Source organism: Actinoplanes palleronii, from assembly GCF_016862315.1.
In the GTDB taxonomy this organism is placed as follows: domain Bacteria; phylum Actinomycetota; class Actinomycetes; order Mycobacteriales; family Micromonosporaceae; genus Actinoplanes; species Actinoplanes palleronii.
In genome coordinates this window covers 34,988-61,714 of sequence record NZ_BOMS01000083.1, presented here as the reverse complement: position 1 = coordinate 61,714, position 26,727 = coordinate 34,988, and the positions used below count along the sequence as shown (strand labels likewise).

Annotated in this window: 24 protein-coding genes and 2 riboswitches; of the genes, 11 read left to right on the top strand and 13 right to left on the bottom strand. The window is 71.8% G+C overall.

Annotated elements, in window-relative coordinates:
• Positions 1-28 precede the first annotated feature (28 nt).
• Positions 29-751: a GAF and ANTAR domain-containing protein gene (locus tag Apa02nite_RS26740; protein ID WP_203827410.1), complete on the bottom strand. Its 723-nt coding sequence runs from the start codon at positions 749-751 to the stop codon at positions 29-31.
• Between the two features lie 265 nt (positions 752-1,016).
• Here Apa02nite_RS26740 and Apa02nite_RS26735 point away from each other — a divergent pair, with 265 nt between their 5' ends.
• On the top strand, positions 1,017-1,328 hold the full coding sequence (locus Apa02nite_RS26735) for a PadR family transcriptional regulator (protein WP_239164589.1): 312 nt from the start codon (positions 1,017-1,019) through the stop codon (positions 1,326-1,328).
• The gene (locus tag Apa02nite_RS26730; RefSeq protein WP_203827409.1) at positions 1,325-2,026 is read left to right on the top strand and encodes a hypothetical protein; all 702 of its coding nucleotides are present in this window, start codon (positions 1,325-1,327) and stop codon (positions 2,024-2,026) included. Before Apa02nite_RS26735 ends, Apa02nite_RS26730 begins: the two co-directional genes overlap by 4 nt.
• Here Apa02nite_RS26730 and Apa02nite_RS26725 read toward each other — a convergent pair.
• On the bottom strand, positions 2,007-3,110 hold the full coding sequence (locus Apa02nite_RS26725) for a M20 family metallopeptidase (protein ID WP_203827408.1): 1,104 nt from the start codon (positions 3,108-3,110) through the stop codon (positions 2,007-2,009). The genes Apa02nite_RS26730 and Apa02nite_RS26725 overlap by 20 nt on opposite strands.
• Positions 3,111-3,119: 9 nt before the next feature.
• Positions 3,120-3,893, bottom strand: a complete 774-nt coding sequence (locus Apa02nite_RS26720; RefSeq protein ID WP_203827407.1) for a DUF1684 domain-containing protein — start codon at positions 3,891-3,893, stop codon at positions 3,120-3,122.
• Positions 3,894-3,965: 72 nt separating this feature from the next.
• Positions 3,966-4,080, top strand: a riboswitch (SAM riboswitch).
• 33 nt (positions 4,081-4,113) lie between these two features.
• Here Apa02nite_RS26720 and Apa02nite_RS26715 point away from each other — a divergent pair.
• Genes Apa02nite_RS26715 through Apa02nite_RS26700 form a run of 4 tightly spaced genes read left to right on the top strand, consistent with a single transcriptional unit; the run spans position 4,114 to position 11,189 of the window.
• Complete coding sequence (locus Apa02nite_RS26715; RefSeq protein ID WP_203827406.1) at positions 4,114-5,337, top strand: aminotransferase class V-fold PLP-dependent enzyme; 1,224 nt, start codon at positions 4,114-4,116, stop codon at positions 5,335-5,337.
• Positions 5,338-5,391: 54 nt separating this feature from the next.
• Positions 5,392-7,644, top strand: coding sequence for a putative bifunctional diguanylate cyclase/phosphodiesterase (locus Apa02nite_RS26710; RefSeq protein WP_239164583.1), 2,253 nt, complete (start codon positions 5,392-5,394; stop codon positions 7,642-7,644).
• Between the two features lie 41 nt (positions 7,645-7,685).
• Positions 7,686-9,926 carry a glycoside hydrolase domain-containing protein gene (locus Apa02nite_RS26705; protein WP_203827427.1) on the top strand — a complete coding sequence of 747 codons (2,241 nt, stop codon included), beginning with the start codon at positions 7,686-7,688 and terminating at the stop codon, positions 9,924-9,926.
• Between the two features lie 9 nt (positions 9,927-9,935).
• Positions 9,936-11,189 (top strand): glycosyltransferase, encoded by a 1,254-nt coding sequence (locus Apa02nite_RS26700; RefSeq protein ID WP_203827405.1) that lies wholly within the window; start codon positions 9,936-9,938, stop codon positions 11,187-11,189.
• A 367-nt stretch (positions 11,190-11,556) separates the two neighbouring features.
• On the opposite strand, the gene Apa02nite_RS26695 is transcribed toward Apa02nite_RS26700, so the two are convergent.
• The 4 genes from Apa02nite_RS26695 to Apa02nite_RS26680 form a co-directional block, all read right to left on the bottom strand.
• Positions 11,557-12,447: a DUF559 domain-containing protein gene (locus Apa02nite_RS26695; protein WP_203827404.1), complete on the bottom strand. Its 891-nt coding sequence runs from the start codon at positions 12,445-12,447 to the stop codon at positions 11,557-11,559.
• 54 nt (positions 12,448-12,501) lie between these two features.
• Positions 12,502-12,975, bottom strand: coding sequence for an SRPBCC family protein (locus Apa02nite_RS26690; protein ID WP_203827403.1), 474 nt, complete (start codon positions 12,973-12,975; stop codon positions 12,502-12,504).
• Positions 12,972-13,328 carry an ArsR/SmtB family transcription factor gene (locus tag Apa02nite_RS26685; protein ID WP_067699971.1) on the bottom strand — a complete coding sequence of 119 codons (357 nt, stop codon included), beginning with the start codon at positions 13,326-13,328 and terminating at the stop codon, positions 12,972-12,974. The genes Apa02nite_RS26690 and Apa02nite_RS26685 overlap by 4 nt, the downstream gene beginning before the upstream one ends.
• A 224-nt stretch (positions 13,329-13,552) precedes the next feature.
• Entirely contained in the window at positions 13,553-14,458 is a 906-nt protein-coding gene (locus tag Apa02nite_RS26680) for an NADP-dependent oxidoreductase (protein WP_203827402.1), read from the bottom strand.
• A gap of 126 nt (positions 14,459-14,584) precedes the next feature.
• Here Apa02nite_RS26680 and Apa02nite_RS26675 point away from each other — a divergent pair, with 126 nt between their 5' ends.
• Both Apa02nite_RS26675 and Apa02nite_RS26670 read left to right on the top strand, forming a co-directional pair.
• Entirely contained in the window at positions 14,585-15,439 is an 855-nt protein-coding gene (locus Apa02nite_RS26675) for a helix-turn-helix transcriptional regulator (protein WP_203827401.1), read from the top strand.
• A gap of 1,184 nt (positions 15,440-16,623) precedes the next feature.
• A riboswitch (SAM riboswitch) is annotated at positions 16,624-16,739 on the top strand.
• An 11-nt stretch (positions 16,740-16,750) separates the two neighbouring features.
• The gene (locus Apa02nite_RS26670; protein WP_239164582.1) at positions 16,751-17,383 is read left to right on the top strand and encodes a GNAT family N-acetyltransferase; all 633 of its coding nucleotides are present in this window, start codon (positions 16,751-16,753) and stop codon (positions 17,381-17,383) included.
• 47 nt (positions 17,384-17,430) lie between these two features.
• On the opposite strand, the gene Apa02nite_RS26665 is transcribed toward Apa02nite_RS26670, so the two are convergent.
• Positions 17,431-17,946, bottom strand: coding sequence for a GNAT family N-acetyltransferase (locus Apa02nite_RS26665; protein WP_239164581.1), 516 nt, complete (start codon positions 17,944-17,946; stop codon positions 17,431-17,433).
• A 129-nt stretch (positions 17,947-18,075) separates the two neighbouring features.
• Between Apa02nite_RS26665 and Apa02nite_RS26660 the strand changes: the two genes are divergently transcribed.
• Positions 18,076-18,957: a TIGR03560 family F420-dependent LLM class oxidoreductase gene (locus Apa02nite_RS26660; protein ID WP_203827399.1), complete on the top strand. Its 882-nt coding sequence runs from the start codon at positions 18,076-18,078 to the stop codon at positions 18,955-18,957.
• A 94-nt stretch (positions 18,958-19,051) separates the two neighbouring features.
• Positions 19,052-19,678 carry a PilZ domain-containing protein gene (locus tag Apa02nite_RS26655; RefSeq protein WP_203827398.1) on the top strand — a complete coding sequence of 209 codons (627 nt, stop codon included), beginning with the start codon at positions 19,052-19,054 and terminating at the stop codon, positions 19,676-19,678.
• A 21-nt stretch (positions 19,679-19,699) separates the two neighbouring features.
• Here Apa02nite_RS26655 and sigJ read toward each other — a convergent pair whose 3' ends face one another.
• The 5 genes from sigJ to Apa02nite_RS26630 form a co-directional block, all read right to left on the bottom strand.
• Positions 19,700-20,566: an RNA polymerase sigma factor SigJ gene (gene sigJ, locus Apa02nite_RS26650; RefSeq protein ID WP_203827397.1), complete on the bottom strand. Its 867-nt coding sequence runs from the start codon at positions 20,564-20,566 to the stop codon at positions 19,700-19,702.
• Positions 20,554-21,696: an NAD(P)/FAD-dependent oxidoreductase gene (locus tag Apa02nite_RS26645; protein WP_203827396.1), complete on the bottom strand. Its 1,143-nt coding sequence runs from the start codon at positions 21,694-21,696 to the stop codon at positions 20,554-20,556. The genes sigJ and Apa02nite_RS26645 overlap by 13 nt, the downstream gene beginning before the upstream one ends.
• Before the next feature lie 73 nt (positions 21,697-21,769).
• On the bottom strand, positions 21,770-22,678 hold the full coding sequence (locus tag Apa02nite_RS26640) for a DUF4190 domain-containing protein (protein ID WP_203827395.1): 909 nt from the start codon (positions 22,676-22,678) through the stop codon (positions 21,770-21,772).
• Between the two features lie 102 nt (positions 22,679-22,780).
• Entirely contained in the window at positions 22,781-23,983 is a 1,203-nt protein-coding gene (locus Apa02nite_RS26635; protein ID WP_203827394.1) for an esterase-like activity of phytase family protein, read from the bottom strand.
• A gap of 336 nt (positions 23,984-24,319) precedes the next feature.
• Entirely contained in the window at positions 24,320-25,615 is a 1,296-nt protein-coding gene (locus Apa02nite_RS26630) for a glutamate-cysteine ligase family protein (protein ID WP_239164580.1), read from the bottom strand.
• A 537-nt stretch (positions 25,616-26,152) separates the two neighbouring features.
• Here Apa02nite_RS26630 and Apa02nite_RS26625 point away from each other — a divergent pair.
• The gene (locus Apa02nite_RS26625) at positions 26,153-26,722 is read left to right on the top strand and encodes a hypothetical protein (protein ID WP_203827393.1); all 570 of its coding nucleotides are present in this window, start codon (positions 26,153-26,155) and stop codon (positions 26,720-26,722) included.
• Positions 26,723-26,727 lie beyond the last annotated feature (5 nt).

The window sequence follows — 26,727 nt, the reverse complement described above, 5'->3', positions numbered from 1 at the left end:
GGCCGCCTCCCGGTTCCGGTCGTCGTGGTCAGTGGGCCGAGGTGACATCGTCCGCCTCGGTGAAACGCAGCCGGCGGCCCACCACGTCGTTCGCGACGTCGTCGAGGCTCCGGTCGGAGGAGTAGGCGTACGCGCGCAGCCGCAGGAACGCGTCCGGGATCGGCACACCGAGCTGGGCGCTGATCATGCCGGTGGCCTGGTGCACCACCGCGCGATGGGCGTACATCGCCTGGGTGCCGGGCAGCTGGCCGCCGGGCATCTGCTCGGCGAGCAGCAGCTCGGAGGCGGCGCCGGCGAACGCGAGAGCCTCGGCCAGGTCGGCACCGGCCAGCGCGCCCGGCCGCGGCCGGTACAGGTCGATCACGCCGAGGCAGGTCGAGCCGACCTCGAGCGGCAGCGCGAACAGCGCCCGCGCGCCGGCGCTGATCGCGGCCGGGGTGAACATCGGCCATCGCCGGGTCCACTGGATGTCGTCCAGGTCGGTGACCAGTACCGGCCGGCGGTCGGCGTACGCCTCCTTGCACGGGCCCTCGCCGAGCGTGACCTGCAGATCCTCGACCCGGGCGCTGACCGCGTCGCTGGCGTACCGGACCTGCTGGGCCGGCAGTGAGGTGATCACGGCGAGGCCGGCGCCGGCGATGTCGGGCAGCTCGGCCACGCACGCGTCGCACAACCGGCCCACGTCCGGGCCGTGCGCCGCCACCAGCTGAGCGACCCGGGTCCGATGCCGGGCATCAGGCACGACCGGCACGACCGGCCCTCATAGTGGGTGGTGCGGTCTTGTTTCGCCAGGCGTGCGCCACGGTCTTCTCCGGTTCCTGCTCGGATCGAGAGCCAGAGCTGATGCGATCCGGCACCGGGCGCCGGCCCGCACGGGAGCGGGGCGTTCGCGCACCACGGTTGAGGCCCAGACTACGCGCTCGGGGGCCCCGTTCACGGAGCCGCTCACCAAGGGGGCAATCGGTACCCCCTATGCAGAAATAGGAATAGCCCCTAGGGTCGTCGCCGTGACTGCGATGCGGATGACGACCCCGCGCCTGCTGGCGTTGCGGGTGTTCCTCGACGACCCGGTCCAGGAGCGGTACGGGCTCGACCTGGCCCAGGCAGCCGGCCTGGAACCGGGCACGGTGTACCCGATCCTGGTCGCCTTCGAGACGGCCGGCTGGCTGTCCAGCCGCGAGGAGGAGATCGACGTGCGCGCCGAGGGCCGCCCCCGCCGGCGGTACTACCGGCTCACCCCGACCGGCCTGGCCGCCGGCCGGGACGCCGTCACGCTCGCTGCGCAGCGCCGCGGCGCCCGCTCCGCCCTGCGGCGGCCGGCGTGGTGACCCGGGCCGTTCTGGCCGTGCTCGCCCGCCTGCTGCCGCCCGGTTTCCGGCAGCGGCAGCGCGCCGAGTGGGCGGCCGACCTGGCCGAGCTCGCCCCGGCCGGCCCGGCGACCCGGTGGCGGTACCTGCTGGCGGCCGCATGGACCCTGCCGCGACTGCGGTCGGCGCTGCGCCCGGCCGGCCTGCCGCGCTGGTCGCCACCCGGCCCGCGAGCGCTGCTGGGCCGGCCCGGCGACCGGGGGATCGTCGTGGTCGCGGTGCTGGTGTCGCTGCTGTCCGGCCTGTTCGGCGCGGCCTTCGCGGTCCAGGCCGGCCTGTCGCTGCTCTCCGCCGGGACAACCGGATTCACCGGGGACGGCGCCACACCGCCCGGGCTCGGCTGGGTGGTGGCATCCGGCGCCGGGCTGGGCGCGGTGATCGGCTGGCTGCTTGTCGGGTGGGCCGGGCGGCGGGCCGGGGTGGGCTCACCGGCCGCCTATCTGGCGGGCGCGGTGCTCTGGCCGGCGCTGCTGTTCGCGCACACGATGCTGGTCTTCACCCTCGCCGGCCTGCCGTTCGAGGACGTCGGGGTGGGTTATCCGGACCTGCTGTGGCTGCTGGACAGCCGACTGTGGTGGCTCGCCGCGGCGGCGGTCGGCGCGCTGGCCGTCGTCGCGGTGGGCGGACGCGCCGGGTCCGCTAATCGGCGTACGAAATAGGGGTTGATTTTAGGAATTGCAGTATGGCGTCGTGATAGGGCTGCAGTGAGCTGAGGTCGAGGTATTCCGCCGGGCCGTGCTGGTCGTCGCCGGTGGGGCCGAAAATGACCGCGTCGATGCCGAGTCCGAAGTAGAAGCGGCCGTCGGCCGCGCCGTGCTTGCGCAGCAGCGATCCGGGGTGGCCGACGGTCCGGATCGCCTCCTGCAGCGCGCGGACCTGGACGCTGCCGGGGTCGGCCCGGTGCGGCGCGCCGACGCTGTCCACCTCCACGGTCACCTCCGGCCCGGTGATCGAGCGCAGGTGTTCGGCGATCGAGGCCGCGTCCCGGCCGGTCAGGTCGGTGTCCTCGGGCGGGTGGCGGAGGTCGAGCCAGGCGGTCGCGTCCGCCGGCACCTGGTTGACCGCCTCGTTGCCGGTCGCGATCCGGGCCAGGTTGACCGTGGTGACCCAGGCCTCCTCGGCCGGTGTCGGGTAGCGCTCCATCAGCCGCTGCGTCGCGGTGATCAGGGTGAGCAGCGCGTTGGAGCCCAGCCACGGGTACGCCGCGTGGGCCGTGCGTCCGGAAGCGATCAGCCGGGCCCGGACCAGCCCCTTCGACTCGGTGACCACCCGCAGCCCGCTCTGCTCGCCGATGATCACGAAGTCCCCGCGCACCCCGTGGCCGAGCTGGTGGCCGGTGCCGTCGAAGCCGCCGATCTCCTCGTCGGTGACCAGTTGCAGGGCGATCGGGTACGGCAGGGCGCCGGCCGTCTCACGGAACACCGTGGCGAGGGTGAGCGCGGCCGCCTTCATGTCGTGCGCGCCGCGGCCGTAGAGCCGGTCACCCTCCCGGCGTGCCCGGAACTGATCCGGCGTGCCGGGCACCACGTCGAGGTGCGCGTTCAGGATCACCCGGGGCCGGCCGGGCCGGTCCGGATGGGTCACCAGCGCGCTGGGCCTGCCCCGGGACTCGAATCGGCGGATCTCGAAGCCCGGTCCGACCAGGTCGAGCGCCAGGCCGAGGGCCCGGTGCAGCTCACCGGGCCGGTCGGCGGTCGAGCGGATTCCGATCAGCGCCTCGAGGGGCGCGAGCAGCTGCTCCATCTCCGGAAGTTACCGCGGAAGCTGTTCGCCCGCCTCGACGGCGATCGGGAGCCGGTTCCCGGCCGGCGGCAGCGGGCAGGTGGCGAACTCGGTGTACGCGCACGGCAGGTTCGTCGCCCGGTTGAAGTCCAGCACCACGCCACGGTCCGCGTCCGGCGCCGCGACGGCCAGGCTGCGGTTCGCCGCGTACGTGGTGACCCCCGACGTGGCGTCGGTGAACAGCACGAAGAGTGACCCCGGCGCGCTCCCGTTGAACGCGGTGAGCGACAGGTCCTGCCCGCCGACGCTGAACTCGATGCGCCCCGGCGACTCGTAGACGTGCTCGAGACCCTCGGTCACCGAACCCACCGTGATCGGCTGCGGCGCGTCGAACGGCACGAACGTCCCCGGCACGGCCCACTTCTCGTCCGGCGTGTACGCCGGCGTGCCGAGGTACTTCACCAGGGTCTCGTGATCGGGGTGCCGCGGCCGGAGCACGTCGGACCCGCCGCGCCGGGCGATCTCCAGGAGTGCGTCGCCGTAACCCACCGTGATGTCGCCGCGTTCTTCGATGGGGCCGAACCGGTGCTCGCCGGCGCCGATGCCGGCCAGCTCCTCGCCGTCACTCAGGGTCACCAGTACGCCGTCCGGGCCGGTGCTCCACGCGCCCGGCGCGTCCGGGAACCGCTGCGGGGTCCCGGTCAGCCAGTGCAGTCCGGTGATCGCGAGGAAGCCGTGCGGGTCGGCCCGCCGCTTCTCGTGCCCGTCGTGCCACTGCGTCCACTGCTGCTCGAAGGTGGTCATCCATCGACCCTAATCCCTACTCCGAGTATGGGATATGGCGCGTGGCTGTGACGTCTGCTAACTTCGGTGCCAGGTCATGAGTGTCAGCGACAAGCCCCGGCTCGCTGACCGGCAACCCTTGCGTTCGCGATGGGGTGCCCCGGGTGAGGACCGGGCCGGCGTCGATCGACGACGGCAAGCGCGGACCCTCGGCGGTCCATGACCTCAGCGGAGGCATGCCATGTCGGCTCTCGGCATCATCGGTGACGACCTGAAGACCGAGCTCCCCAGCGGTGAGACGGTGCGGTTCGCCCACCTCGACTACGCCGCGTCCGCCCCGTGCGTGGAGGCCGCCGCGACCGCGGTGGCCGAACTGCTGCCCCGCTACGGCAGCGTGCACCGCGGCACCGGGGTGCGCTCGCAGACCTCGACCGTGGCGTACGAGGTGGCCCGGGACGTGGTGGCCGAGTTCGCCGGCGCCCGCCCCGGCGACCAGGTGATCTTCACGCGGAACACCACCGACGCGCTCAACCTGCTGGCCCGCGCCCTGCCGGCCGGCACCACCACGATCGTGTTCGACGGCGAACACCACGCGAACCTGCTGCCCTGGCCGAACCCGCTCCGCCTGCCGACGCCCTCGTCGCCCGCCGAGGCTCTTCGACTGCTGGAAGACGCACTCCGGGCGCCCGGCGAAAAAGTCCTCACCGTGACCGGCGCGAGCAACGTCACCGGCGAGCTCTGGCCGGTCCGGGAACTCGCCGACCTCGCGCACGCCCACGGCGTACGGGTGATCGTCGACGCCGCCCAGCTCGCGCCGCACCACCCGGTCTCGATGAGCGACCTCGGCGCCGACTACCTGGCCTTCTCCGGTCACAAGCTGTACGCCCCGTTCGGCGCCGGCGTCCTGGTCGGCCGGGCCGACTGGCTGGACGCCGCCGAGCCCTACCTGGCCGGCGGCGGCGCCAGTGCCCTGGTCGGCGACCGGCCCGGCGAGCTGACCTGGTCGCAGGGCCCGGCCCGGCACGAGGGCGGCACCCCCAACCTGCTCGGCGCGGTGTCGCTCGCCGCGGTCTGCGCGGCCCTGCTGACCGCCGACCGGGACGCTCTGCACCGGCACGAGCAGGAGTTGCTGACCCGGCTCCGGGACGGTCTGCGCGACATCCCGGAGGCCCGCGAGGTGAGCGTCTTCGGCCCGGACCACCCGCGGGTCGGCATCGTCTCTCTCGACCTGCCCGGCCGGGACCCGGCCGAGGTGGCGCGGCGGCTGGCCCGCGAGCACGGCATCGGCGTCCGGGCGGGTCAGTTCTGCGCCCATCCGCTGGTCCGCTCATTGTTGAAAACCGACAAATCCGGCAGCTGTCACACCGCCGTGACCGGTCTGCTCCGGGCCAGCTTCGGCCTCGGCAGCACCACCGGCGACGTCGACCGCTTCGTCGCCGGGCTCGCCGCGGTGCTTCGCTCCTGAGTAGCTACCGGCCTCACGCTATGGCCGTGTGCGGTTCAGGCCGATCTAGCAGGCGTGGGTACCTGGCTGACGTGGCTGCGGGACCGGCTTCCGGCCGGTGGCGGCCTCCGTGATGAGGACTGGGCGGCGCGGCATCGTCTGCTGACGCTGCTGCTCGCCGTCGTCGTGGTCGGCGTGACCGTGTTCGGGGCGCTGCGCCCGGATCAGGGTTCGACCCTGCTCTGGACCGACCTGCTGGTGCTGCCGTGCGTGGTGGCCGGCACCCTGGTGCGCCACCGGCGGCTGCAGTCGGTCTGCGTGGCGATCGGCTTCACGGTCGCCTGCGGCGGGTTCGTCTCGCTCAGCAACGGCCTGACCGAGGCGCACTTCTCGTTCTTCATCGCGGTCGCCGCGCTCGCGCTGTACCGGGACTGGGCGCCGTTCGGCGCGTTCCTGGTCGCCACCACCCTGCACCACGCGGTGTTCGGGGTGCTGATGAGCTCGCACACCTACGACCACCACCAGGCGATGTCGCACCCGCTGGTCTGGGCGGTGCTGCACGGCGTCGCGGTGCTGCTCGCGGCCGGTTTCCAGGTGGTCGCCTGGGGCCTCACCGAGTCCGAGGAGCGGCGGGCCCAGGACAACCTCGAGGAGAGCCAGGCCCAGCTCAGCGTCGCCTTCGACGAGACACCCGTACCGATGGCGATGTTCGCCCCGGACGGCCGGGTGCTGCGCACCAACGCCGCCTACCGGCACTGGCTGCGGCTGCCGGACCAGCTTCCGGCCGACTTCTCGGTCCGCGACGTGCCGCTCGTCGCGGTGAACGAGGAGATGACGGCGTTCGACCGGGCGGTCGCGTCCCGGGACCCGATCACCATGACCCGCCAGTACCGGCGCACCGACGACGGCACGCTGATCTGGGTCGAGCTGCACAGCACCCCGCTCTACGACAAGCAGGACAAGCTGCGGTTCATCTTCGCGCACTGCATGGACATCACCAGCGCGCGTAACCACCAGGACGAGCTGCGCCGGCAGGTCCGCCACGACACGCTGACCGGGCTGCTGTCCCGCAAGGCGTTCGAGAACGACCTGGCCGGGATGCTGGCCCGCAAGGAGCCGGTCAGCGTGATCTACCTGGACGTGGACCGGTTCAAGTCGGTGAACGACGGCTCCGGGCACGCGGCCGGCGACGACGTGCTGCGCGCGCTCTCCGCCCGGCTGGCCCGTACCGTGCCGTCCGGCGCGCTGCTGGCCCGGCTCGGCGGCGACGAGTTCGTGGTGGCCCTGGCCGGCCCGCCGGCCGACGGGCTGCGCACCGGGCAGGAGATCCTGGCGTCGATGGGTCAGCCGCTCGACGTGAGCGGCAACCAGCTGCCGGTCACGGTCAGCATCGGCGTGGCGTCCGTCTACGGCGCCGAGCACACCGACGACGTGGTGCTGGCCGCGGACACCGCGATGTACGCGGCCAAGCGGGCCGGCGGCAACCGGCTCGAGGTGTTCGCCGAGGGCATGCGGGTGTCGGTGCACGAGCGGATCGCCGCCGAGGCCCGGCTGCGCCAGGCGCTGGCCGGTAACCTGCCGTGGACGCTGCCGCTCTGGTTCCAGCCGGTGGTCTCCACGGTCACCGGCCAGATCGTCGGCGCCGAGGCGCTGTGCCGGATGCGGACCCCGGACGGGCGGATCCTCAGCCCGTACCACTTCATCGGCGCGGCCGAGGAGACCGGCATGATCGTGCCGCTCGGCGAGCACGTGCTGCGCTCCGCGGTCGATCACCTGCTCTACTGGTCCGGGCACCTGGGCTACGTGTCGGTGAACGTCAGCCCTCGGCAGCTGGCCGAGCCGGACTTCGTGCCGAAGCTGGCCGACCTGCTCGCCGCGCACCCCGGGCTGGACCCGGCCCGGCTGGTCCTGGAGATCACCGAGACCGCGCTGCTGGCCTCGACGGTCGACGTCAGTGAGCGGCTGGCCACCATCAAGCGGCTCGGCGTACGGATCGCGCTCGACGACTTCGGCACCGGGTACAGCTCGCTGACCTGGCTCAAGTCGGTTCCGGCCGACATCGTGAAGCTGGACCGCTCGTTCGTGGCCGGCCTGGCCGAGGACCAGCGCAAGGCGTCGATCATCTCGGCGGTGCTCTGGCTGGCCCGGTCGCTGGGCATGTCCACGATCGCCGAGGGGGTCGAGGAGACCGCCGACTGGGAGGCGCTGAAGGCGGCCGGCTGCCCGGCCGTACAGGGATTTTTCTTCAGCCCGCCGAAGCCCCCGGAAGAGTTCCAGGAGATGTTGTTGAGCGGGGCATGTGTCACTCCTATGGAGCAGTTCACCTGATTGAAACCACAGGAGGGTTCGCGGCCGGTTAGAGTCCCGAAATCCTCGACAACGTTGATCCATTCATCGGCACCGCGGCGACCGACCTGCCCAGGGCACACGGTCTGGCCGCCACTTGGTGGTGGCCCAAGCCGCAGGTGGGTAACACCCACCCCGGCGCGACCTCGCCTTTCGGCATGGTCTCCGCCTGCGCCTACTCCGGCGCCTACCCGACCGGTTACGGCCGGTACGCGAAGAACACCGAGGGCGTGCCCGAGGAGATGTTCGAGCGGACCCAGGCCTCCGGCTTCACCCACTTCCAGCAGTCCGGCACCGGTGCGATCCGCAAGTACTACAACTACGTGCGGGTCACCCCGATGGTCCAGCCGCTGGACGATCTCGGCCAGTCCTGGGCGCTGCACGACGAGCGCGCCGAGCCCGGCTACTACGCCGCGAACCTCGACACCGGGGTGCGCAGCGAGATCACCGTGGGCGAGAAGGTCGCCGTGCACCGGTACACGTTCCCCGACCACCACAGCGCCCGGGTCGTCCTCGACCTGTCCTGCGGCGGCCTGGCGATCGACCTGGGGCGCACGGTTCCGCTGCGCGCCCAGGTGGAGAGCATGGGCCACGGCTGCGCGCAGGGCACCGTGGTCATGGAGGGCGTGCCGCTCTCGGTCTACATCGAGGCGGACACCCCCGGCTGGCGCCAGATGCTCTGGTACGACCGGCGCCTGATCCCGGGCGGCACCCGGCTCGACTTCGACAGCATCCGGCACACCACGCTGCGCCCGTTCGGCCTGCTCTTCATGGGCTCGGCCCGGGCCGGGCAGACCATCGAGGTGCGGATGGGGTTCTCGCTGCGCGGCTGCGAGCAGGCCAAGGAGAACCTGCGGCGCGAGTGCGGCACCGCCGAGCCGGCGTTCGAGAAGGTCCGCTCCGGCACCAGGGCCCGCTGGGGTGACCACATCGGCCGGGTCAAGGTCGAAGGCGGCACCCCGGCCCGGCGCACGGTGATGGCGACCGCGCTCTACCACTCGCTGATCAAGCCGTGCGTCGCCGACGACGAGAGCCCGTTCTGGCCGAACTCCGGGCCGTACGCGTTCGACATCTGCACCATGTGGGACATCTACAAGACGCAGATCCCGCTGCTGCAGGCGATCGCGCCGGACCGGGCCATGGACCTGCTCGAGTCGCTCATCCGGGTCTGCGAGGAGGAGGGCAACTTCCCGATCGGGTACCGGATGGCCCGGGGCGCCGACCGGTTCTTCCGGCAGGCGTCCGCGCTCGCGCACACCGCGATCGCCGACGCGCACGCCCTGGGCCGCAACGGCATCGACTGGGGCTGGGCGCTCGTGCACATGGCCGACGACCTGCGCCGGATGTACGGCGAGGACTTCTTCGAGCACGGCCTGGTGCACCCGATCACCCACACCCTCGACCTGGCCTACGCCCACCACTGCACCGCCAAGCTGGCCCGCGCGCTCAACGACCGGCGCCTCGCCGACGACCTGGAGCGCCGCAGCCACCAGTGGGTGAACGCGTTCGAGCCGACCACCGGCCTGCTGCGCGACTCGGAGTTCTACGAGGGCGGCAAGTGGAACTACTCGTTCCGGCTGCTGCACGACATGGCCGCCCGGATCGAGCTGTCCGGCGGCGACAAGGGTTTCATCGACCAGCTGGACCGGTTCTTCGGCTACGGCGCCGAGCCGGTCAAGCAGCCCGGTGTCGGCCCGCAACCGGCCGAGATGGCGCTCGGCTACGCGCTGAACCGGTTCGAGGGACTGAACAACGAGCCGGACATGGAAGCGCCTTGGGCGTACCACTACGCCGGCCGACCAGATCGCACCGCCGAGATCGTGCACTCCACGCTGACCTGGCAGTTCGGCACCGGCCCCGGTGGCCTGCCGGGCAACGACGACTCCGGCGGCCTGAGCTCCTGGTACGTCTGGGCGTCCCTGGGCCTGTTCCCGGTCGCCGGGCAGAACCTCTTCCTGGTGAACGCCCCCGCTTTCGAGCGGGCCACGATGCGCGTGGGCGACGAGGAGTTCATCATCGAGACGAGCGGGCACCGCGAGACGCCGATCGGCGTCGACGGTCTCGACCACGACCCGCCGGCCCAGTACGTCCAGTCCGCCACCCTCAACGGCAAACCGCTGCACGCGGGTCATCTGGCCGCCACCGACGTGCACCGCGGCGGCCGGCTGCACCTGAAGCTCGGCCCCGAGCCCTCGACCTGGGCGCACGGGATCCGCCCGCCGTCCCATTCCTTCACCCTCTCCAACCCCCCTGCGAACACCTAAGGAATGACCATGAGCCGTCCTACACGGAGACTCGTGATCGCGGTCCGCGCCGACCCGGTGATCTGCGGACACTCGGGTGAGGCGCGCAACCTCGCCGAAGTGGCCCTGACCCGGGGCTTCGACGACGTCCGCCTGCTCACCTGGCCGATCCCGACGCTGCAGGCCGCCGGTCTGCCGCTGAAGCCGCTCGACCGCCTGCTCCCGTACAGCGAGGGCATCACCGTCGAACGCCCGGAAGCGGTCGGCGACTACCGCGTGCCGGACGGCCGCCATCTGGCCGGCCTCACCGGGCGCCTGGTCGAGTTGCTCAGCGACGGCGTGCCCACGGTGTGCCTGTCGATGTACCTGGTCCCGCACACCCAGGTGATCAACGACGCGGTGACCGCGGCCCGGGCCGCCGGCTTCAACCCGCAGGTGCACACGATCGCGAAGGCGGTCGGCTCGGACGTCACCAACGTGATCCGCTCCTGCCTGCGCGAGGGCCGCTTCGGCGCCGCCACCGTCCTGCTCACCACGTTCCTGGCCAGCGACGAGGTGGTCGCGGTCTCGGAGTACACCAAGGACGAGATCATCGCCTCGGCCGAGGAGGTCGACGCGCACTGCGGCACGTCCTTCGCCCAGGCGTGCCAGGACCGGGTCACGGTCAGTTACCCGCCGATCGACTCGTCCGCGTTCCTCGGCTTGGAGCAGGACGCGGTCGACGAGGCGCTGAAGAAGCGCGGCCTGGAACGCGGCAAGTACATCCTGTTCCTGTCCCGCGTCGCCCGGGCCAAGGGCATCTACGACCTGGTCATCGCGTATGGCCAGATGGCCGCCCGGGACGAGTATCCGCTGGTCATCGCGGGCAACGGCCCGGCCCTGGACCACGTCCGCGCGATGACCAAGGAAGACGACCGGATCATCTTCCTCAACGACGTCGACGACGACGAGAAGCCGCTGCTGATGGCCGGGTGCGCCGCCTACGCGCTGCCCACCAAGCCGGAACCGGACTTCGTCGAGACGTTCGGCATCGCCCTGGCCGAGAAGATGCTGGCCGGCGGCGGCCCGATCGTCACCACCCTGACCGGCGGCACCGGCGAGGCGGTCGGCGACACCGCCATCATCATCGAGGCCGGCGACATCAACGCCCTCGGCGACGCCCTGGACCGTGTCGTCCTCGACATGCCGGAATCCGAGAAACGCGCCATGGAGACCCGGGCCCGCGACTTCGCCATGCAGTTCGACCGCGTAGCCGTCTTCGACGACCTCTTCCCCACCCCATAACGCTTCTGCCGGAAAGGAGGCGGCCGCTCCAGGCCGTCTCCTTTCCTGGTACGACCTGTGCACAGCCCCCACCGGTCAGACGCGACGCCGCCCACCACCAGACCACCCCGCGCCTCCCGGGCGGTGCCTGTGGTCACCGCCCGCACCCCCCGGATCAGCAGCGCCCACCCAACGCGGCCGCCACCGCCAGCGGCACGGTCCCGGCTGGTCGTGGGGGCCGTTATGGGGGTGGGGTAGGGGCCGTGAGGGCCAGCTGGGTGGTCTCGGCTGGTCGTGGGGGCCGTTATGGGGGTCGGATAGGGGCCGTGAGGGCCAGCTGGGTGGTCTCGGCTGGTCGTGGCGGCCCTTAACCAGATCGATCGCGGGGTCAGCGGTGCTTGGCCAGCTCGGTCGCTACCGCCAGGACCGTCTCCCGGGGCAGCCGGAGGACGTCGTTCGCGGTGAACCGCAGGATCGTCCAGCCCTGCCGCTGTATCGTCTGTGCCCGGCTGATGTCGCGCCGGAACTGTTCGCGTTCCCGGTGATGATCACCCTCGTACTCGACTGCCAGCCGCGCCGCCGGCCAGCCGAGGTCCACCCGCGCGATCAGGCGTCCGAGGCTGTCCCGGATCTCGTACTGCGGCTGGGGCGCCGGCAACCCGCCGTCGTGCAGCAGCAGCCGCAGGCGGGATTCCATCGGCGATTCGGCTCGCCCGTCGGCGAGGCTCAGCACCGTCTTGAGCAGTGGGATCCCCGGCCACCGGCTGCGCAGCCGGGCCAGCTCCATCACGGCGCCGGCGTCGAGCGTCCCCTGCTGGAGCAGCGCGTCGAACAGCACGACGGCGTGGACGCGGGGCAGCCGTCGCCCGACATCGAAGGCGGTGCGTTCCGGCGTCGTCACCGGTGTCCCGTCGAGCTCGGTGAGGTCGTCGAGGCCGAGCACGGTGTGATGGACCGCGACCCGGGGAAATCTGTTCATCCACCGGTCGCGGGGTGCCACCACGGACACCGGCGGATCGGGGCGCACCAGGGGCGCGCCCCAGAGATGGGCGGCGCTGGCGCCACCGATCGCGGTCCCGGCCGGCATGACGAGTCCCACGGCTGTGCACCGGAGCCGATGGTCGACGGGCAGGTCCCGGTGCACATACACGTCGGGTAGCAGCCGCTGCCATGCCCGGCTGCGCAGCATCTTGCGGCTGAGCGTGCCGTCGCGGATCGCGGCCGATCCCCGGAACGGGGCCTTGGTCAGTGATGTGGGTACCTGGGCGACGCGTGACATCAGGACAGGGTCCCGAAATCCCGCGCCGCCCGCTCGGCCCTGTGGACAACCGGTCTACACGGCGCCCTTGGTCAGGAGGGTGTCCAGTTTGGTGTAGCCCTCGTTCACGCCGGTCTCCATGCCGCTCTGCAGCCAGGCGTCCCGGCCGGCGATGCTGTCCACCAGGGACTGGGCGTGCAGGCGGGTCCGGCCGTCGCCGAGGTCCTCGAAGGTCAGCGTCTCCAGGGACACCCCCTCGGGCATGCCCTCGAACGTGAACGTCTGGACGATCCGCTCCGGGCCGACCTCGTGGAACGAGCCGTGGAACCCGTACTCCTCGGTGCCCTGCACCGCGACGTAGCGCCAGGCGCCGCCGGTGGTGGCGTCCCAGCGGGCGATCCGGGTGACTGTCGAGTCCGGGCCGCACCACTGGGCGAACAGCTCCGGGTCGGTGTGCGCCCGGAAGAGCTGCTCCGGGGTGGCCGTGAAGTCCCTGGTGATCCGGATGATCGGCAGGTCCTTGTCGGCTTCGATACGTGCCTCGCTCATCGTCCTTCTCCCTCTCGCTCGTTCGGGTCCTGGGCGGGCAGGGCGCGCAGCACCGCGTCCAGGCGCTGGTAACGCGCCTCGGCCCGGCGCCGGTACTGCTCGATCCAGCCACCGACCTCGTCGAAGACGTCCCGCTCCAGCCGCACCGACCGGGGTTGCGGCCCCGGCGGCCGGCTGACCAGCCCGGCCTCCTCGAGCACCTTGAGGTGCTTGTAGACCGCCTGCAGCGACATCGGGTAAGGCTCGGCGATCTGGTTCACCGTCGCGTCACCGGCCGACAGCCGCGCCACCATGTCGCGCCGCGTCGGATCGGCCAGCGCGGCGAAGACCCGGTTCAGCTCATCCGCCGCCATGCCGTCCCTCGTTTCAACTTATCGGTTGAAAGGCAACCTAGCACAATCAACCGATGAGTTGAAAGACCAGTTCCCGATATGCGTCCTTGATCGGCAACTCCCGTTCGACGCAGATCCGCCGGCGTTTCGTCAGGGCGTGGATCCACCACAGCCCGACACCCCGCCGCTGCCAGGCCGGCACCCGTCCCCGGCCGACGTGCCGAGCCGCACCCGCTCGTCGAGCCCTACGGGCGCAGAACGATCTTCCCGCGGTTGTGCCCGGTCGCGCTCTGGTCCTGGGCCCGCCCAGCCTCCGACAGGGGGAACGTCGCGGCCACCGTGACCCGCAACGTCCCGGCCGCCGCGAGCCGGGCGTGCTCGGCGAGCAGTGCGGCGCTGCGTTGCCCGTCGCCGGAGAACACCACGCCGAGGTCCCGGGCGGCCGGATCGGCGATCGTGACGACCCGCTCGGCGGTGCCGCCGCGCAGCTCGATCGAGTCCGGCAGCACGCCGTACCCGGCCGCGTCGAACACCGCGTCCACGCCCTGCGGCGCCAGCGCGCGGACCCGGTCCACCAGCCCCGCCCCGTACGCCAGGGGTGTCACCCCCAGTGACCGCAAGTGATCGTGGTTGGCCGGTGACGAGGTTCCGATGACGGTCACGCCGGCGGCGACCGCGAGCTGGACGGCGATCCCGCCGACCGCGCCGGCCGCGCCGTGCACCAGCAGGGTCTCGCCCTCCTTCACGGCGAGCAGGTCCAGCACCCGCTGCGCGGTCTCCCCGGCGACCGGCAGCGCCACCGCCTCGTCCCAGCCCAGGCCGGCCGGCTTGCGGGCGACCACGGTGGCCAGGGCGTACTCCGCGTACGACCCGGTGTCGGTGAACGCGATCACCTCGTCGCCGACGGCCAGGCCGGTGACGTCCGGGCCGAGTTCGTCGATCACCCCAGCCGCCTCCGCGCCCGGGACGGCCGGGAACGTGGTCGGGAACACCTGCTGCATGACCCCACTACGGATCTTGAAGTCGAGCTGGTTCAGGCCGGCCGCCCGTACCCTGATCCGCACCTGACCCGGGGCGGGCCGCGGCGTGGCCACCTCCCGTACCGAAAGAACCTCCGGACCACCGAACTGCTCGAACATGATCGCCTTCATGGCGCACCCGCCTCTCTCGAAGTCGTCCGCCAGGCTGCCGCCCGCGGACGGCGTTGAGGAGCGGACGGCTCTGGCTAGGATCAGCAGTCCTTGGCTGCTCGCCGGCGATTGCGCCACGATGAGGGCATGGACCGACCAGGGCTCGCCGACTTCATCCGCCGCTGCCGGCACCGCCTGCGGCCGCAGGACGTCGGGATGACGGCCGGCCCGCGCCGGCGCACCCCAGGCATGCGCCGCGAGGAGGTGGCCCTGCTGGCCGGGATGTCCGCGGACTATCTGATGCGTCTGGAACAGGCCAGGAGTCCGCAGCCGTCCACTCAGATGCTCCGCGCTCTGGCGCACGCGCTGCGGCTCGACGAGGACGAGCGCGATCACCTGTACCTGCTGGCCGGGCACCGTCCGCCGGCTGGGCGACTGGCCGGCAGCCACGTCCGCCCGGGCCTGCTGACCCTGCTCGACCAGCTGACCGCGTCCCCGGCCCAGATCGTCAGCGACCTCGGCGACCTCCTCGCTCAGAACGCGCTGGCCGAGACCCTGTTCGGCGACATCTGCGCGACCGGCCCGCACGACCACGAGCAGGACCACAACATCGTCTGGCGCTGGTTCCACGATGACCGGATGCGATCAGCGGTCCCGCCCGAGGACCACGACGAGGCCAGCCGCTTCCACGTCGCCGACCTGCGCGCCGCGGTCACCCGCCGGGGCAACGACGCGGTGTCCGCCGCCCTGGTGCAGCGGCTACGCGACGGCAGCGCCGAGTTCGCCGAGATCTGGGACCGGCACGAGGTCGCGGTGCGCCGCACCAGCCGGCTGCGGCTGCAGCACGCGACCGTGGGCCTGCTCGAACTCGACTTCGAGATGCTGCTGACGCCCAGCGAGGACCAGCGCCTGATCCTGCTGACCGCGCCTCCGGGCACGCCGTCCGCGGAACATCTGGCGCTGCTGCGGGTCGTCGGCCAGGAGTCGTTCACCGGCGCCTGACCGCAAAAGATCAAGATCAAGATGTCGTGCGTCCGCTGTGGTGCAGATCGTCGCTCCCGCCGGGACCCCTGCGGGCTTCGCTGGCCGCTGGCGCGTCCAGAACGCGAAGCCCTCCGGGGCGACGCCCGTGGGTGGTCGCGGAAACCCCCTGGTGGCGCCGATGCCACCACCGACAGCCGTTTCCACAGTCAGCGCCCGTCCACAGGCCGCCCATCACCCCCACCCCCTCCCCGCCACACTGTCCAAGGGGGAGCCCCCAGGGAGGGCGGGCTCTGCGCGAACGTGTGAAGAAATGGTGCACTACGCGCAAAACATCCCCTACAGGAGGGGCTCGCCACCTTGCGTGTTGAGCTGTGGCGCACTCCGCACCAAAAGTCCCCACGCAGCGGGCTGTTGCCAGCTTGTGTGTGAACTTTTGGTGCGGAGCGCGCCGAAAGTCCCCATGCAGCGGCTGTTGCCGGCTTGTGTGTGAAGTTGAGGTGCGGAGCGCGCCGAAAGTCCCCACGTAGTGGCTGTTGCCGGCTTGCGTGTGAAGTTGAGGTGCGGAGCGCGCCCAAACTTCACACGCGTAGTGGTTTTGCGCCCGTTCGTGAGCATTGCTGGTTTTGCCGGGAGTGCGTTTACCTGTGGAAACATCGCGAGTTGGCCGCGAGCTCGCTCGCTGCGGCTGAACCCTGCGGCGACGTTCGCCTGCGGGGCCCGTCCCGGATGGTGACGGTGCCTCGACGGGCATCGAGGGCGGTAGGAACGGATAAGCGATGGCTGGTCAGGTGCGTGTGGCCGGTCGGGGCGGGCGGTGGGCATCCGCGATGCGGGAACGCGTGCAGTTGCCGCCCCCATGAGGGCGGTGGCCGCACGCGATCTGGCATTGCGTGCGGCCACCGCCTCGAACTCGACCGATCGCGTGTTCCTGCCGCCCTGTCAGCGCCGAGCGCGTGCTTCTACCGCCCTGTCAGCGCCGAGCGCGTGCTTCTACCGCCCTACGACCGCCGAGCGCGTGCTCCTACCGCCCAGCCGCACCGCGCCGCGCCGCACCGCGCCGCACCGCGCCGCACCGCACCGCACCGCACCGGGCCGGGGCGGGCCGGGGCGGGCCGGAACGCTGGCTCCGCGGCGACTGCGGCCACCACACCCGGACCGGCTCGGCGGGGTTCGGGTAGGACCGGATTGTTAGGGTGATGGCAGGTCATGAGCGCCAGCATTGAGCCCCGGCTTGCTGGCCGGCAACCCTCCGTTCGTGGGTGGGGTGCCCCGGGTGATGACCGGGCCCGGCGCGCGGTGCGCTGGGCAAGCCGCGAAGGGAGCCATGCTGTGCTGCTCAATAACCTGCTCAAGAACCTCGACGCACCGACCCTCGAGGGACGTCTGGTCCGCCTCGAGCCCCTGGCCGAGCGGCACGCCGCCGACCTGGCCGTCGCCGCCGAGGAGGATCGCGGGTCGTACCGGTACACCTGGGTGCCGGCCGCCGACGAGATCGACGGATATCTCGATGCCCAGCTCGCGCGGGCCGAGGCGGGTGTGTTGAAGCCGTACGCGCAGGTCGAGACGACCACCGGCCGGGCCGTCGGCGTGACCGGACTCTGGGACCCGCGGCCCTGGCCGGACCGGGACGAGCTGTGCGCCATCGAGATCGGGTTCACCTGGCTGGCCGCGTCGGCGCAGGGGTCCGGTATCAACACCGAGGCCAAGTACCTGCTGTTTCAGCACGCGTTCGAACAGTGGAACGCCGTCCGGGTCGACCTGAAGACCGATGCCCGCAATCTCCGCTCCCGCGCCGCGATCGAGCGGGTCGGCGCCCATTTCGAAGGCGTCCTCCGCTCCTGGTCGAAGTCCTGGGCTCCCGGCGAGGAGGGCCGCCTGCGCGACTCCGCGATGTACTCGCTCCTGGCCTCCGAATGGCCCCACTGCCGAGCCCGCCTGAAAGCCCGCCTCACCACTCCCTGACCCCAACGGACCCTCAGCCCCCGCTGGCGGCAAACACCGACCTCGCGCTACAGCGGCTTCGTGTAGACCCGGTAGTCCGCCGGGCCGGCCAGCAGCGGCGCCAACTGCGGATAGTGCTCCTCCAGCTGACCGACCCGCTCCACCCGATACCCGAGCCGTGAATACCACGAGTGCAGGAACTCCTTGGACTCCAGCACCCACTCCCGCGGCACCAGCAACTCCAAGCGCATCGTGGTGTCGCCCCGGGACCGGCAGTACGACTCGGCCCATCGGATCAGCCCACCCCCGACGCCGTTCCCCCGCAGCGACGGAGAAGCCGCCAGCATCCCGAACTCGCCCACCCCACCGCCCGTCCGGCGTACCCGGACCACTCCCGCGAGCTGCCCGTCCCGCTCGTCCCAGGCCAACTCCCCGGCCTGGGCCAACGCGGTCACCTCGGCCAGGCTGGTCCGCTCGGCGCCGTCCACCCACAACCCCTTCTCCGACTCCCGGTAGACGAGGTTGACCAGGTCGGTGGCGGCCGCAAGGAGGGCCGGTTCGGTGACGGTGAGCTGCGAGATCACACCCTGCACCGTACGGGGTGACCTCGACCCGCCGCACCACCCCGGCGGTCGCGCAGCGATCTCGAGCGGGATCACCTCGCGGTGTCCGGCGGGGGCTGTGCCCAGGTCGTACCAGATAGGTTTTCGGTTATGCGAATCTCGATCTGGCCGGGCGCCGGGCAACCCTGGGCCGACATCCTCGCCGCGGCCCGTCACGCGGAGCAGACCGGCTGGGACGGCGTCTGGATCGCCGATCACTTCATGCCCAACGACGGCCCCGGCCGTGATCCGCACCAGCCGACCCTGGAGGCCGGCTCGCTGGTCGCGGCGCTCGGCGCGGTGACCGAGCGGGTGCGGATCGGGACGCTGGTGTACGGCAACACCTACCGGCACCCGGCCGTGCTGGCCAACATGGCGGCCACCGTCGACCGGATCACCGGCGGCCGGTTCACGCTCGGTGTCGGCGCCGGCTGGCAGATCAACGAGCACGAGCAGTACGGCATCGAGCTGCCCGCCGTGAAGCAGCGGCTGGACCGGTTCGTCGAGGCGCTGCGAGTGCTGCACGGCCTGCTCCGCGATCCGGTGACCACTCTGGACGGCGAGTACTACCGGCTCACCGACGCGATCAGCGAGCCGAAGCCGGTGCAGGACCCGCTGCCCATCATGATCGGCGGCGGTGGTGAGAAGCGGATGCTCGGTGTCGTCGCCGAGTACGCCGACCTGTGGAACACCTGGGGCCTGCCCGAGCTGATCGCGCACAAGTCCGCGGTCCTGGACCGGTTCTGCGCCGAGCGCGGCCGTGACCCGAAGTCGATCGCCCGCACCGCGCAGGCGCTCACCGTGGTGGACGGCCCGCTGCCGGAGGGCCTGCCGGTGCCGGTCATCGGCGGCAGCCCGGAGAAGCTGGCCGACGCGTTCGCGGAGTACCGCGCGGTGGGCCTGGACGAGCTGATCATCCCGGACGGCTTCCTCGGTGCCGGCGCGGAGAAGCTCAAGGCCATGGACACGATCCTGGAGCTGGTCAACAGATGACGGCCTGACTTCTTATGTCGCCTCGGCCGCCGCCGACTAATCAGGGCGCGACCCGCACGGTGCGCGCCGAGGCGACACGAAAGGCCGGACACTGATGGAGCTGCCCGAGATCGGAACCCCGATTTTCCTGTCCCTCGGGGAGGGCGTGAACTTCCGCTCCCGGTTGGAGTCGGTTGACGAGAACACCTTCAGCGTGGCCGCCCCGCTGGAGACCAGCGGGCCGGAGGGTTTCCTGCCCGGCTACGAGTTCGAGGTGTTCTGGGTGCCGCCGCGCACCCGGGTGGTGATGCCGGTCCTGTTGAAGAGCGTCACCGACGCCGCGCCGTACCGCTGGAACCTGTTCTCCACCGCGGAACCGGAGATCAGCAACCGCCGTGAGTACGCCCGGGGCGGTGGCGGCGCGCCGCTGCGCCTGTTCGGCGAGTGGGGCCCGCAGTACCTGCAGGGCCGGATGCTGGACATCAGCGAGGGCGGCCTGCGGTTCTGGGTCGCCGAGAACAAGCAGATCAAGGAGGGCGACACGATGCGCGCCCTGGTCTGGCTCGGCAACGGTGAGACCGAGGTGTCCGGCAAGGTGTACGCGGTCCGTCCGTCCGAGGACGGCGCCGGCCTGGACGTGGTGCTGATCTTCAAGACCGTCGACCCGCTCGCCCAGATGATCCGGCAGTACGTGATGGCCTGGGAGATCGGTGAGCGCCGCCGGGCGAGCATGGAAGCGTGACCGCGGCGGGGGCGGGACCGTTCACAACTGTCTGACCACCCCGGCCTGGACCGACGCGAGTTTGTCCGGGTTGGCGGTGTTGAGGATCGCGGTGACCCGCCCCTGAGCGTCCAGGTCCAGCGTGATGGTGCCGAGCACCCGCCCGGCGCCGCTGATCACCAGGCCGGGGCTGCCGTTCAGCTCGGCCAGCACCGCCGACATCTGGTCGATCCGCACCCCCTCGTAGGGCCGGCCGCCGACCCCGGCCAGCCACGCCGCGACCCGTGCGGCGCCGGTCACCGGGCGCATCGCCTGGCGGACCTTGCCGCCGCCGTCGGTCCACAGCGCCACGTCCGGCGCGAGCAGTTCCATCAGCGTGTTGATGTCCCCGCCCGCGGCGGCGGCGAAGAAGCGTTCGGTCACCGCCCGCTGCCGGTCACGGTCCGCGGGGAAACGAGGGCGGTTCTCCCGTACGTGCTCGCGCGCCCGGTGCGCGGCCTGCCGCACGGCCTCCGGTGACCGGTCCACGGCGTCCGCGATCTCCTGATAGGTGAACGCGAACGCCTCCTTCAGCACGAAGACCGCCCGCTCCAGCGGTGTCAGGTTCTCCAGCACGAGCAGCAGCGCGGGCGCCACGTCCGGCGCCTCGCCGGTGGTCAGCACGGGTTCGGGCAGCCACGGCCCGACGTACGTCTCGTGCCGCGCCGACCGGAGCCGGTCCATCGCCAGGTTCGACACGATCCGCACCAGGTACGCCTTCGGGTCGGCGACCTGGGAACGATCCGCCGCCGACCAGCGCAGCCAGGTGTCCTGCACCGCGTCCTCGGCGTCGGCGGCGCTGCCGAGCAGCCGGTACGCGACCGAGAACAGCAGGTTCCGGTACTCGTCGAAAACGGTCACCGGCGCCATCCCAGCATGGTGTGGCGGGGGAACCGCAGGGTGCGGCGGAACGTCGGCCACGGCGCGGAGCTCACCGTCTCCTTGTACCAGACCGCGGCCCGCCCGGTCAGCCGCGCCCGCGCCGGGGACTCGTCGCCGTGCACGAACTGGATCACCGCGTCGTGCCGGCCCAGGCTGATCGGCACGTGCAGGTAGCCGAAGCGGAAGCGCCTGACCGGCTTCCCGTCCAGCTGCCGGACGATCTGCTGGGCGGTGTGCGCGCCGGTGGGCATCCCGCTTTGACAGGTGCCGTGCATGAGGCCGTACTTCTGGCGGATCGCGGCGGCGTCGCCCACCGCGTACACCTCAGGGTGTGACACCGACCGCAGCGCACCGTCGGTGACGATGCGGCCGTGACCGTCGGTGGTCAATCCGGCGGCGGCGGCCAGCGGTGACACCCGCACCCCGCTGGTCCAGAGCACGGCATCGGCCGGCGCGGTCGCGCCGCCGGCCAGGTCGACACCGTCGGCGCGCACCTTGACGATCTCGCCGAGCCGGACGGTCACCCCGAGCCGGCGCAGGGCGGCGTCCAGGTAGGCCCTGGCCTGCGGGCCGAGCATGGCGCCGGGTCGCTCGCGGCCGAGCAGGGTGACCACGAGGTACGGGAAGCGTTCGGCGATCTCGGTGGCCGCCTCGATGCCGGTCAGGCCGCTGCCGCAGATCACCACGCTGCCGCTGCTCATCTCGGCCAGGCGGCGCGCGAACGACTCCGCGTCGTCCAGGCTGTACGCGTTCTCCGCTGCGCCCGGCACCGCCCCGGTGTCCGCGCTCGCTCCCAGCGCGTAGACCAGCGTGTCGTACCCGATCTCCCGCTCGTCGTCGATCCGGACCGTCCGCCCGACCGGATCGATGCCGGTCACCCAGCCCTGCTGGAACTCGGCCTTCGAGCCGGCCAGCAACTCCGGCAGATTCAGCTCGGCGAGGTGCTGACCGGTGGCGACCTGGTGCAGCCGGAGCCGCTCGGTGAACCGCTCGCCGGCGTTCACAACGGTGATCGACACGTCGTCCCGGCGGCGGGTCCGCCCGGCCAGCGAGGTCACCGTCAGCATGCCGGCGTAACCGGCGCCGAGCACCACGATCCTCTTGGCTTCCCTGGTCATCGTCCTGTCCCTCTCCTCGGTGTTCACCGGGGGACGGACAGGACGACGCCGGCGTGAGCCGCAGTGACCTAGGTCACTTGATCATGGATCCGGTCCACTTGCCGCTGTCCGGGGCGACGGCGATGCAGGTGACCGTGCGGTCCACCTTCCAGGACTGGCTGGACGGGTAGACGTAGTAGATCTCGGCGTCGGTGAACGTGCCGATCGCGTACGGCTCGATCTCCTTGTCGCAGCGCTTCTCCGCCTCGGCCTCGACCTTCGCCTCGCCGGGGAAGACACCGGAGGCCAGGGTGAAGACCGTGTAGACCTCACCCTCGTGCGACTGGGTGCAGGCCACCACCGGCAGGTCGTAGACCGTCTCGGAGTCGGTGAGCGTGGCGATGCAGTCGCCGGCCGCGAGCTTGTCGGTCCGTACGTCGGCCGGCTCGGTCGTCACGGCGGTCGGCCGGGTCGCGGTCGTCGTCGAGGTGTCCTTGCCGTTGTCGACGGCGTTACCGACCGCGACGATGCCGACGATCAGCACGATCCAGGCGATCGACAGGCTCAGCCCGGCGATCGCCAGGCCCTTGCCGCGGTCGCCGCGCTTCGGGATCTGGCCCAGGGCGATCAGGCCGAAGACGATGCCGAGCAGGCCACCGAGGATGCCGAAGATCAGCGACGCGATGGCGAACCCGTTGGTCCGGCCGGAGTCGGGCTGCTGCCCGTACATCGGGTAGGGCTGGCCGGGGTAGCCGGGCTGCGGATACGCCTGGCCCGGGTAGGGCTGCTGGGGGTAGCCGCCGTACGGAGGGGGCGGCGCCGGCGTCTCGTAACTCGGCGCGGCATAGCTGGGCGCGGCGTTGTACATCGGCGTCGTCGGCGGTGCACCGAACGCCGCCGTCGGATCACTGCCCGGCTGATACCCGGCCAGCGGGTCCGGCTGCTGCGGAATGGGTGACAGACCGGGCGCCTGGTTCGGCTGTCCGGGGATTTCCTCGTTCACGCCGGGACGCTAACCCACGAACGGATCATCCCCGGGATCACGACGGTGAAGATTGGGTATCGACCCTGCTGGGACCGGCGTTCGGCCGGCCCCAGCGGCCGATCACTTCAGCAGCCGCTTGTCCGCGCGCAGCGACCGCGGCAGCTCGATGGTGATCCACTCGTTGTTGTCCGCCTGGCCCGGGGTGCGGCCGCTGGAGAACGGGAAGTTGTTGTCGTTCAGCACCGCGAGGTGGGTGTCGTCCAGGATCACGACGTCCTCGATGGTCTGGAACGGGAAGGTGAACGTGGTGCCGAACCCGGCGAGCTTCTTCGGGTTCGCGACGTTCATCAGGTCGACCAGCAGGGTCTTGTCCAGCAGGCCGTCGTGGTTCCGGTCCCGCTTGTCGGCCAGGTAGAGCCGCTTGACCACGGCGGTCGCGCCCTGCCCGCCGTCCCGCTCGATGATCAGGAACCGGTTGTCGTCCACCGCGATGGCGTCACCGATCGCGTTCGCCGTCGACTCCAGCCGGTAGGCGTACCGCTTGCCGGTGTACTTCTGGGCGCGGGTGTCGAACTCGTTGAGCCGCAGCTGCCCCGGGGTATCGCCGGCGACGGTGCCCTCGAGCAGGCCGTAGACGTACCGGCCGCCCGGCGAGGAGGCCAGGCCTTCGAAGCCCTTGCTGCTGCCGGTGGTCGCCGGGACGCCGGTGCGGGTCGCGGTCTCCGGCGCGATCACGCCGTCGAGCGGGATCGGCGCGGTGAGTAGCCGTCCGGCCCGGTCGGCGTGCAGCAGGTAGGGGCCGAACTCGTCACCGAGCCAGAACGTGCCGTCCTTCGCCTTGACGATCGACTCCACGTCGAAGTCCGCGCCGGTCAGCACCCGGTCGGTGCGGGTCAGCTGCCACGGCACCTTGCCGTTCGGGTCGGTCAGGTTGATCCCGCCGACCACGTCGACCGTGCCGGTGGCGAAGGCCGGTGCGAGCCGCTGGATCCGCAGCAGGAAGTCGGCGGAGTTGGCCTGGTTGCCGTACCCGTTGTCGGAGAGCACGTCGTAGGTGCCGTCGTGGTTGTCGACGATGCCGGAGAAACCCTGCACCGGCTGGTCCGCGAACGGCGCGGTGAACCCGTGCAGGTCACCGGTGGCCAGCGCGCCGGACGGCTCGCTGCCGGGGACGAACGTGCCGGCCGGCAGCGAGGCCCAGCCGGTCAGCGTCGGCGTGCTGACCTTCGGGTGGCCGCCCGCGTAGGACGAGGTGCCGGTCAGGGCCATGGCGAGCACCAGCGCGCCGGCGCCGGCGAACGTGCGATTGGCGATCTTTCCCATGGGACCGGACGGTAGGCACACCGGATGAACCACCAGCGACATCAACCACGTTCACATTCAAATTCACGATGTCGTGCGTCCGCCGGGGTACAGATCGCCGCTCCCGCCGGGACCCCTGCGGGCTTCGCTGGCCGCTGGCGCGTCCAGAACGCGAAGCCCTCCGGGGCGACGTCCGTGGGTGGGCACGGAAACCCCTGGTGGCGCCGCCGCCGAGCGGGAGAGCCGTTTCCACAGCCAGCCGCAGTCCACAGGCCGCCCATCACCCCCACCCCCTCCCCGCCACACTGTCCAAGGGGGAGCCCCCAGGGAGGGCGGGCTCTGCGCGGCCGGCGGTGATCACACCCGGCCGGTGGCGCGGTCCAGCAGATCGTCGGCGGGGCAGCGGCCCCGGTGCACGTAGGTCTCGGTGAAGTCGGCCACCGCGTCACGCAGCTCCCGGGTCGCGCCGTTGCGGGCCAGCGACGCGTAGGCGGCCAGGAAGCAGGCCCGCGCCGCGTCGGCGAGAACCGGATCGGTGAGCGCGTCCCGGGCCGCGCGTTCCCACAGCCGCGGCTCGCCGGCCAGGTGCGCGGTCGCCGCGTACGCCTCCTCGGCGGCCCGCGGGTCGTCGAGGAGCGCGGTGACCACCGCGGCCGGAACCCGCCACCCGTCGCCGGGCTGCCGATCAGCGACGTCGATCTCCAGGTGCCCGCGGGCGGCCACCGGCGGGTGCAGGCTCAGCAGGTGGCGTTCCAGATCGGCCTCGGTCAGCCGGGCACCGCCGCGCAGCCGGTCCCGCAGGCTGCGCCCGGTGACGGTGGGGGAGTCCAGCACATAGGCGGCCCACGCCAAGCGCGGATCCACCACCCGCCTCGGCTCCAGCACCTCCGCGAGACTGTCCGGCACCCGAGGCCCCGGAAGCCACCCACCCGTCCCGCTCCCGTGCCGTCCCCCGCCGCTCCCGTCCCGCCCGCCGGTGCCGCTGCCCCGTTCCCCGCCGCTTCCGTGCTGTCCCTCGTTGCCACCGTGTCGGGGGCCGACCGTGCCGGGCTGATACCCGGTGCTTTCCTGCCCCGCGCCCTCTTGCCCGGCGCCGGCACTGCGGTGCGGGTCCGGCAGGACCGGGAGGTCGCGGCGCAACGCCTGCCGCACGCTGCGCCACCCGCTCGGCCGCCCGTCCCGCAGCGGCGCGTTCGCGAACGCGGCGGCCAGCACCGGCGCGAGCGTGTGCGCGAGCACCCACCGCCGTTCCAGACCGAGCGGTCCTCCGCCGTCCAGCCCGGCCTCCAGACCGATCCGGATCCCGGCAGTGGTGCTGTCGGAGACGTGCGCCGGCCCGTCCGGGTTGGCGGTGTCGGCCGCGACCGGCAGCACGGTGAGCCCGTACCCGTCCATCACCCGCCCGGCCGCCGCGAGATCGTCGGACATCCGGCGGAGCGCGACGTCGAAGCCCGGCGACGGGGGACCGCTGACCACGGCAACCCGGGGTGACCGCGCGTCCAGGAACCCGTGCCGCAGCGTGCGCCGGCCGGCGGGCACACACGCCGGATCCAGGAGCAGATCCACCGCCACCCCGACGAATCCCGGCATCCCGGGATCAAAAGCCCGCGCCGCGAGGAACTCCTCAGCAGCCTGCTCGGTCAGGGTGGTCACGCGATGCCTCCGCTTGCGTCCGAGGGGGTGGAGCTTCCTGATCGACATCCGTCGTCCGTCGATGAACGATTGCCGGCCAGCTTTTCGCCCGGCGTCGCCCACCGGCCGTCCGCGGGCCGATCCATCGGTCCGCCGGGCAGCTTCCGGCGAGCCGGAGCCGGGAGCGGTCGGCGCGCCCTGGGACGTCTCCGCTGCTCCCGGCCTACCGGTCGCCGTGCCAACGAGCATAGCATTCCTATCTGTCCGATAGGAATAGCGCCGCCAGGTGGAATCCGCCTCCTTGGCCGAATCCCGCCTTCCTCGCCTTGCCTCGCCTCCCTCTCCTGGCCTCCCTCTCCTCTCCTTGCCTCGCCGCGTCCCGTCTCGGCCTTCCCTGCCTCGTCCCGTCTCAGCCCTCCTTGCCCTGACCTGCAGTCAGCGGGATAGCCTCCTAGGAAGCCCTAGGGGTCCTGGCCCGCACCCCCGAGAACGGAATCAGGGCGCTCTCCGGGAAACCGCCGGTCCTCCCGGGCCATCCCGCGGCCATAGCGTCAGCTCATGTCATCGAACCTGGTCACCGTCCGCCGGGCCGCGCTCGCCGCCCCCGCGCTGCTGCTGCTCTACGGGATCCTGCGCTTCGCCGACGGCCTCGACGGCCACCGGGGCTCCGGCCCGCTCTGGAATCTCGGCCACCTGGCCTTCTTCGCCGGCATGGTGCTGTTCGGGTTCCTCGCGGTGGGCCTGCGCGGGCTGGTCCCGCCGTCCGGTCACCGGCTCGCCACGGTGGCCACCGTCGCCGCCCTGGCCGGCGTGGCCTGCTTCCTCTGGGTGATCACCGGTGACCTCTCCGCCGGGTTCCGGACGGCCGCCCCGCTCCCGGCCGAGCTCGAGATGGCCGGCCCGATGCTGTTCCCGCTCGGCGTACTGGTGCTCTTCGGCCTGCTGGTCGCCGCCCGCCGCCTCCCGGTCTGGACCCCGCTGCTGTTCGGCGCGGGTATCGCCGCGATCACCGTCGACCTGGACCTGCTCCCGTTCGCGGCCCTGGTCATCCTGGCCGCGCTGACCCCGCTGCGCCGCGTCGCGGGCCCCCGGCACCTGCGGCCCGGCCTGGCGACCGTCCTGCACTGACCCGT

Bases quoted from the DNA above. Each gene is read 5' to 3' on its own strand.
- Apa02nite_RS26735 (WP_239164589.1), top strand. From the start codon at position 1,017: ATGCGGATGACGACCCCGCGCCTGCTGGCGTTGCGGGTGTTCCTCGAC.
- Apa02nite_RS26725 (WP_203827408.1), bottom strand. From the start codon at position 3,110: ATGGAGCAGCTGCTCGCGCCCCTCGAGGCGCTGATCGGAATCCGCTCG.
- Apa02nite_RS26720 (WP_203827407.1), bottom strand. From the start codon at position 3,893: ATGACCACCTTCGAGCAGCAGTGGACGCAGTGGCACGACGGGCACGAG.
- Apa02nite_RS26715 (WP_203827406.1), top strand. From the start codon at position 4,114: ATGTCGGCTCTCGGCATCATCGGTGACGACCTGAAGACCGAGCTCCCC.
- Apa02nite_RS26700 (WP_203827405.1), top strand. From the start codon at position 9,936: ATGAGCCGTCCTACACGGAGACTCGTGATCGCGGTCCGCGCCGACCCG.
- Apa02nite_RS26695 (WP_203827404.1), bottom strand. From the start codon at position 12,447: ATGTCACGCGTCGCCCAGGTACCCACATCACTGACCAAGGCCCCGTTC.
- Apa02nite_RS26690 (WP_203827403.1), bottom strand. From the start codon at position 12,975: ATGAGCGAGGCACGTATCGAAGCCGACAAGGACCTGCCGATCATCCGG.
- Apa02nite_RS26685 (WP_067699971.1), bottom strand. From the start codon at position 13,328: ATGGCGGCGGATGAGCTGAACCGGGTCTTCGCCGCGCTGGCCGATCCG.
- Apa02nite_RS26680 (WP_203827402.1), bottom strand. From the start codon at position 14,458: ATGAAGGCGATCATGTTCGAGCAGTTCGGTGGTCCGGAGGTTCTTTCG.
- Apa02nite_RS26675 (WP_203827401.1), top strand. From the start codon at position 14,585: ATGGACCGACCAGGGCTCGCCGACTTCATCCGCCGCTGCCGGCACCGC.
- Apa02nite_RS26660 (WP_203827399.1), top strand. From the start codon at position 18,076: ATGCGAATCTCGATCTGGCCGGGCGCCGGGCAACCCTGGGCCGACATC.
- Apa02nite_RS26655 (WP_203827398.1), top strand. From the start codon at position 19,052: ATGGAGCTGCCCGAGATCGGAACCCCGATTTTCCTGTCCCTCGGGGAG.
- sigJ (WP_203827397.1), bottom strand. From the start codon at position 20,566: ATGGCGCCGGTGACCGTTTTCGACGAGTACCGGAACCTGCTGTTCTCG.
- Apa02nite_RS26645 (WP_203827396.1), bottom strand. From the start codon at position 21,696: ATGACCAGGGAAGCCAAGAGGATCGTGGTGCTCGGCGCCGGTTACGCC.
- Apa02nite_RS26635 (WP_203827394.1), bottom strand. From the start codon at position 23,983: ATGGGAAAGATCGCCAATCGCACGTTCGCCGGCGCCGGCGCGCTGGTG.
- Apa02nite_RS26625 (WP_203827393.1), top strand. From the start codon at position 26,153: ATGTCATCGAACCTGGTCACCGTCCGCCGGGCCGCGCTCGCCGCCCCC.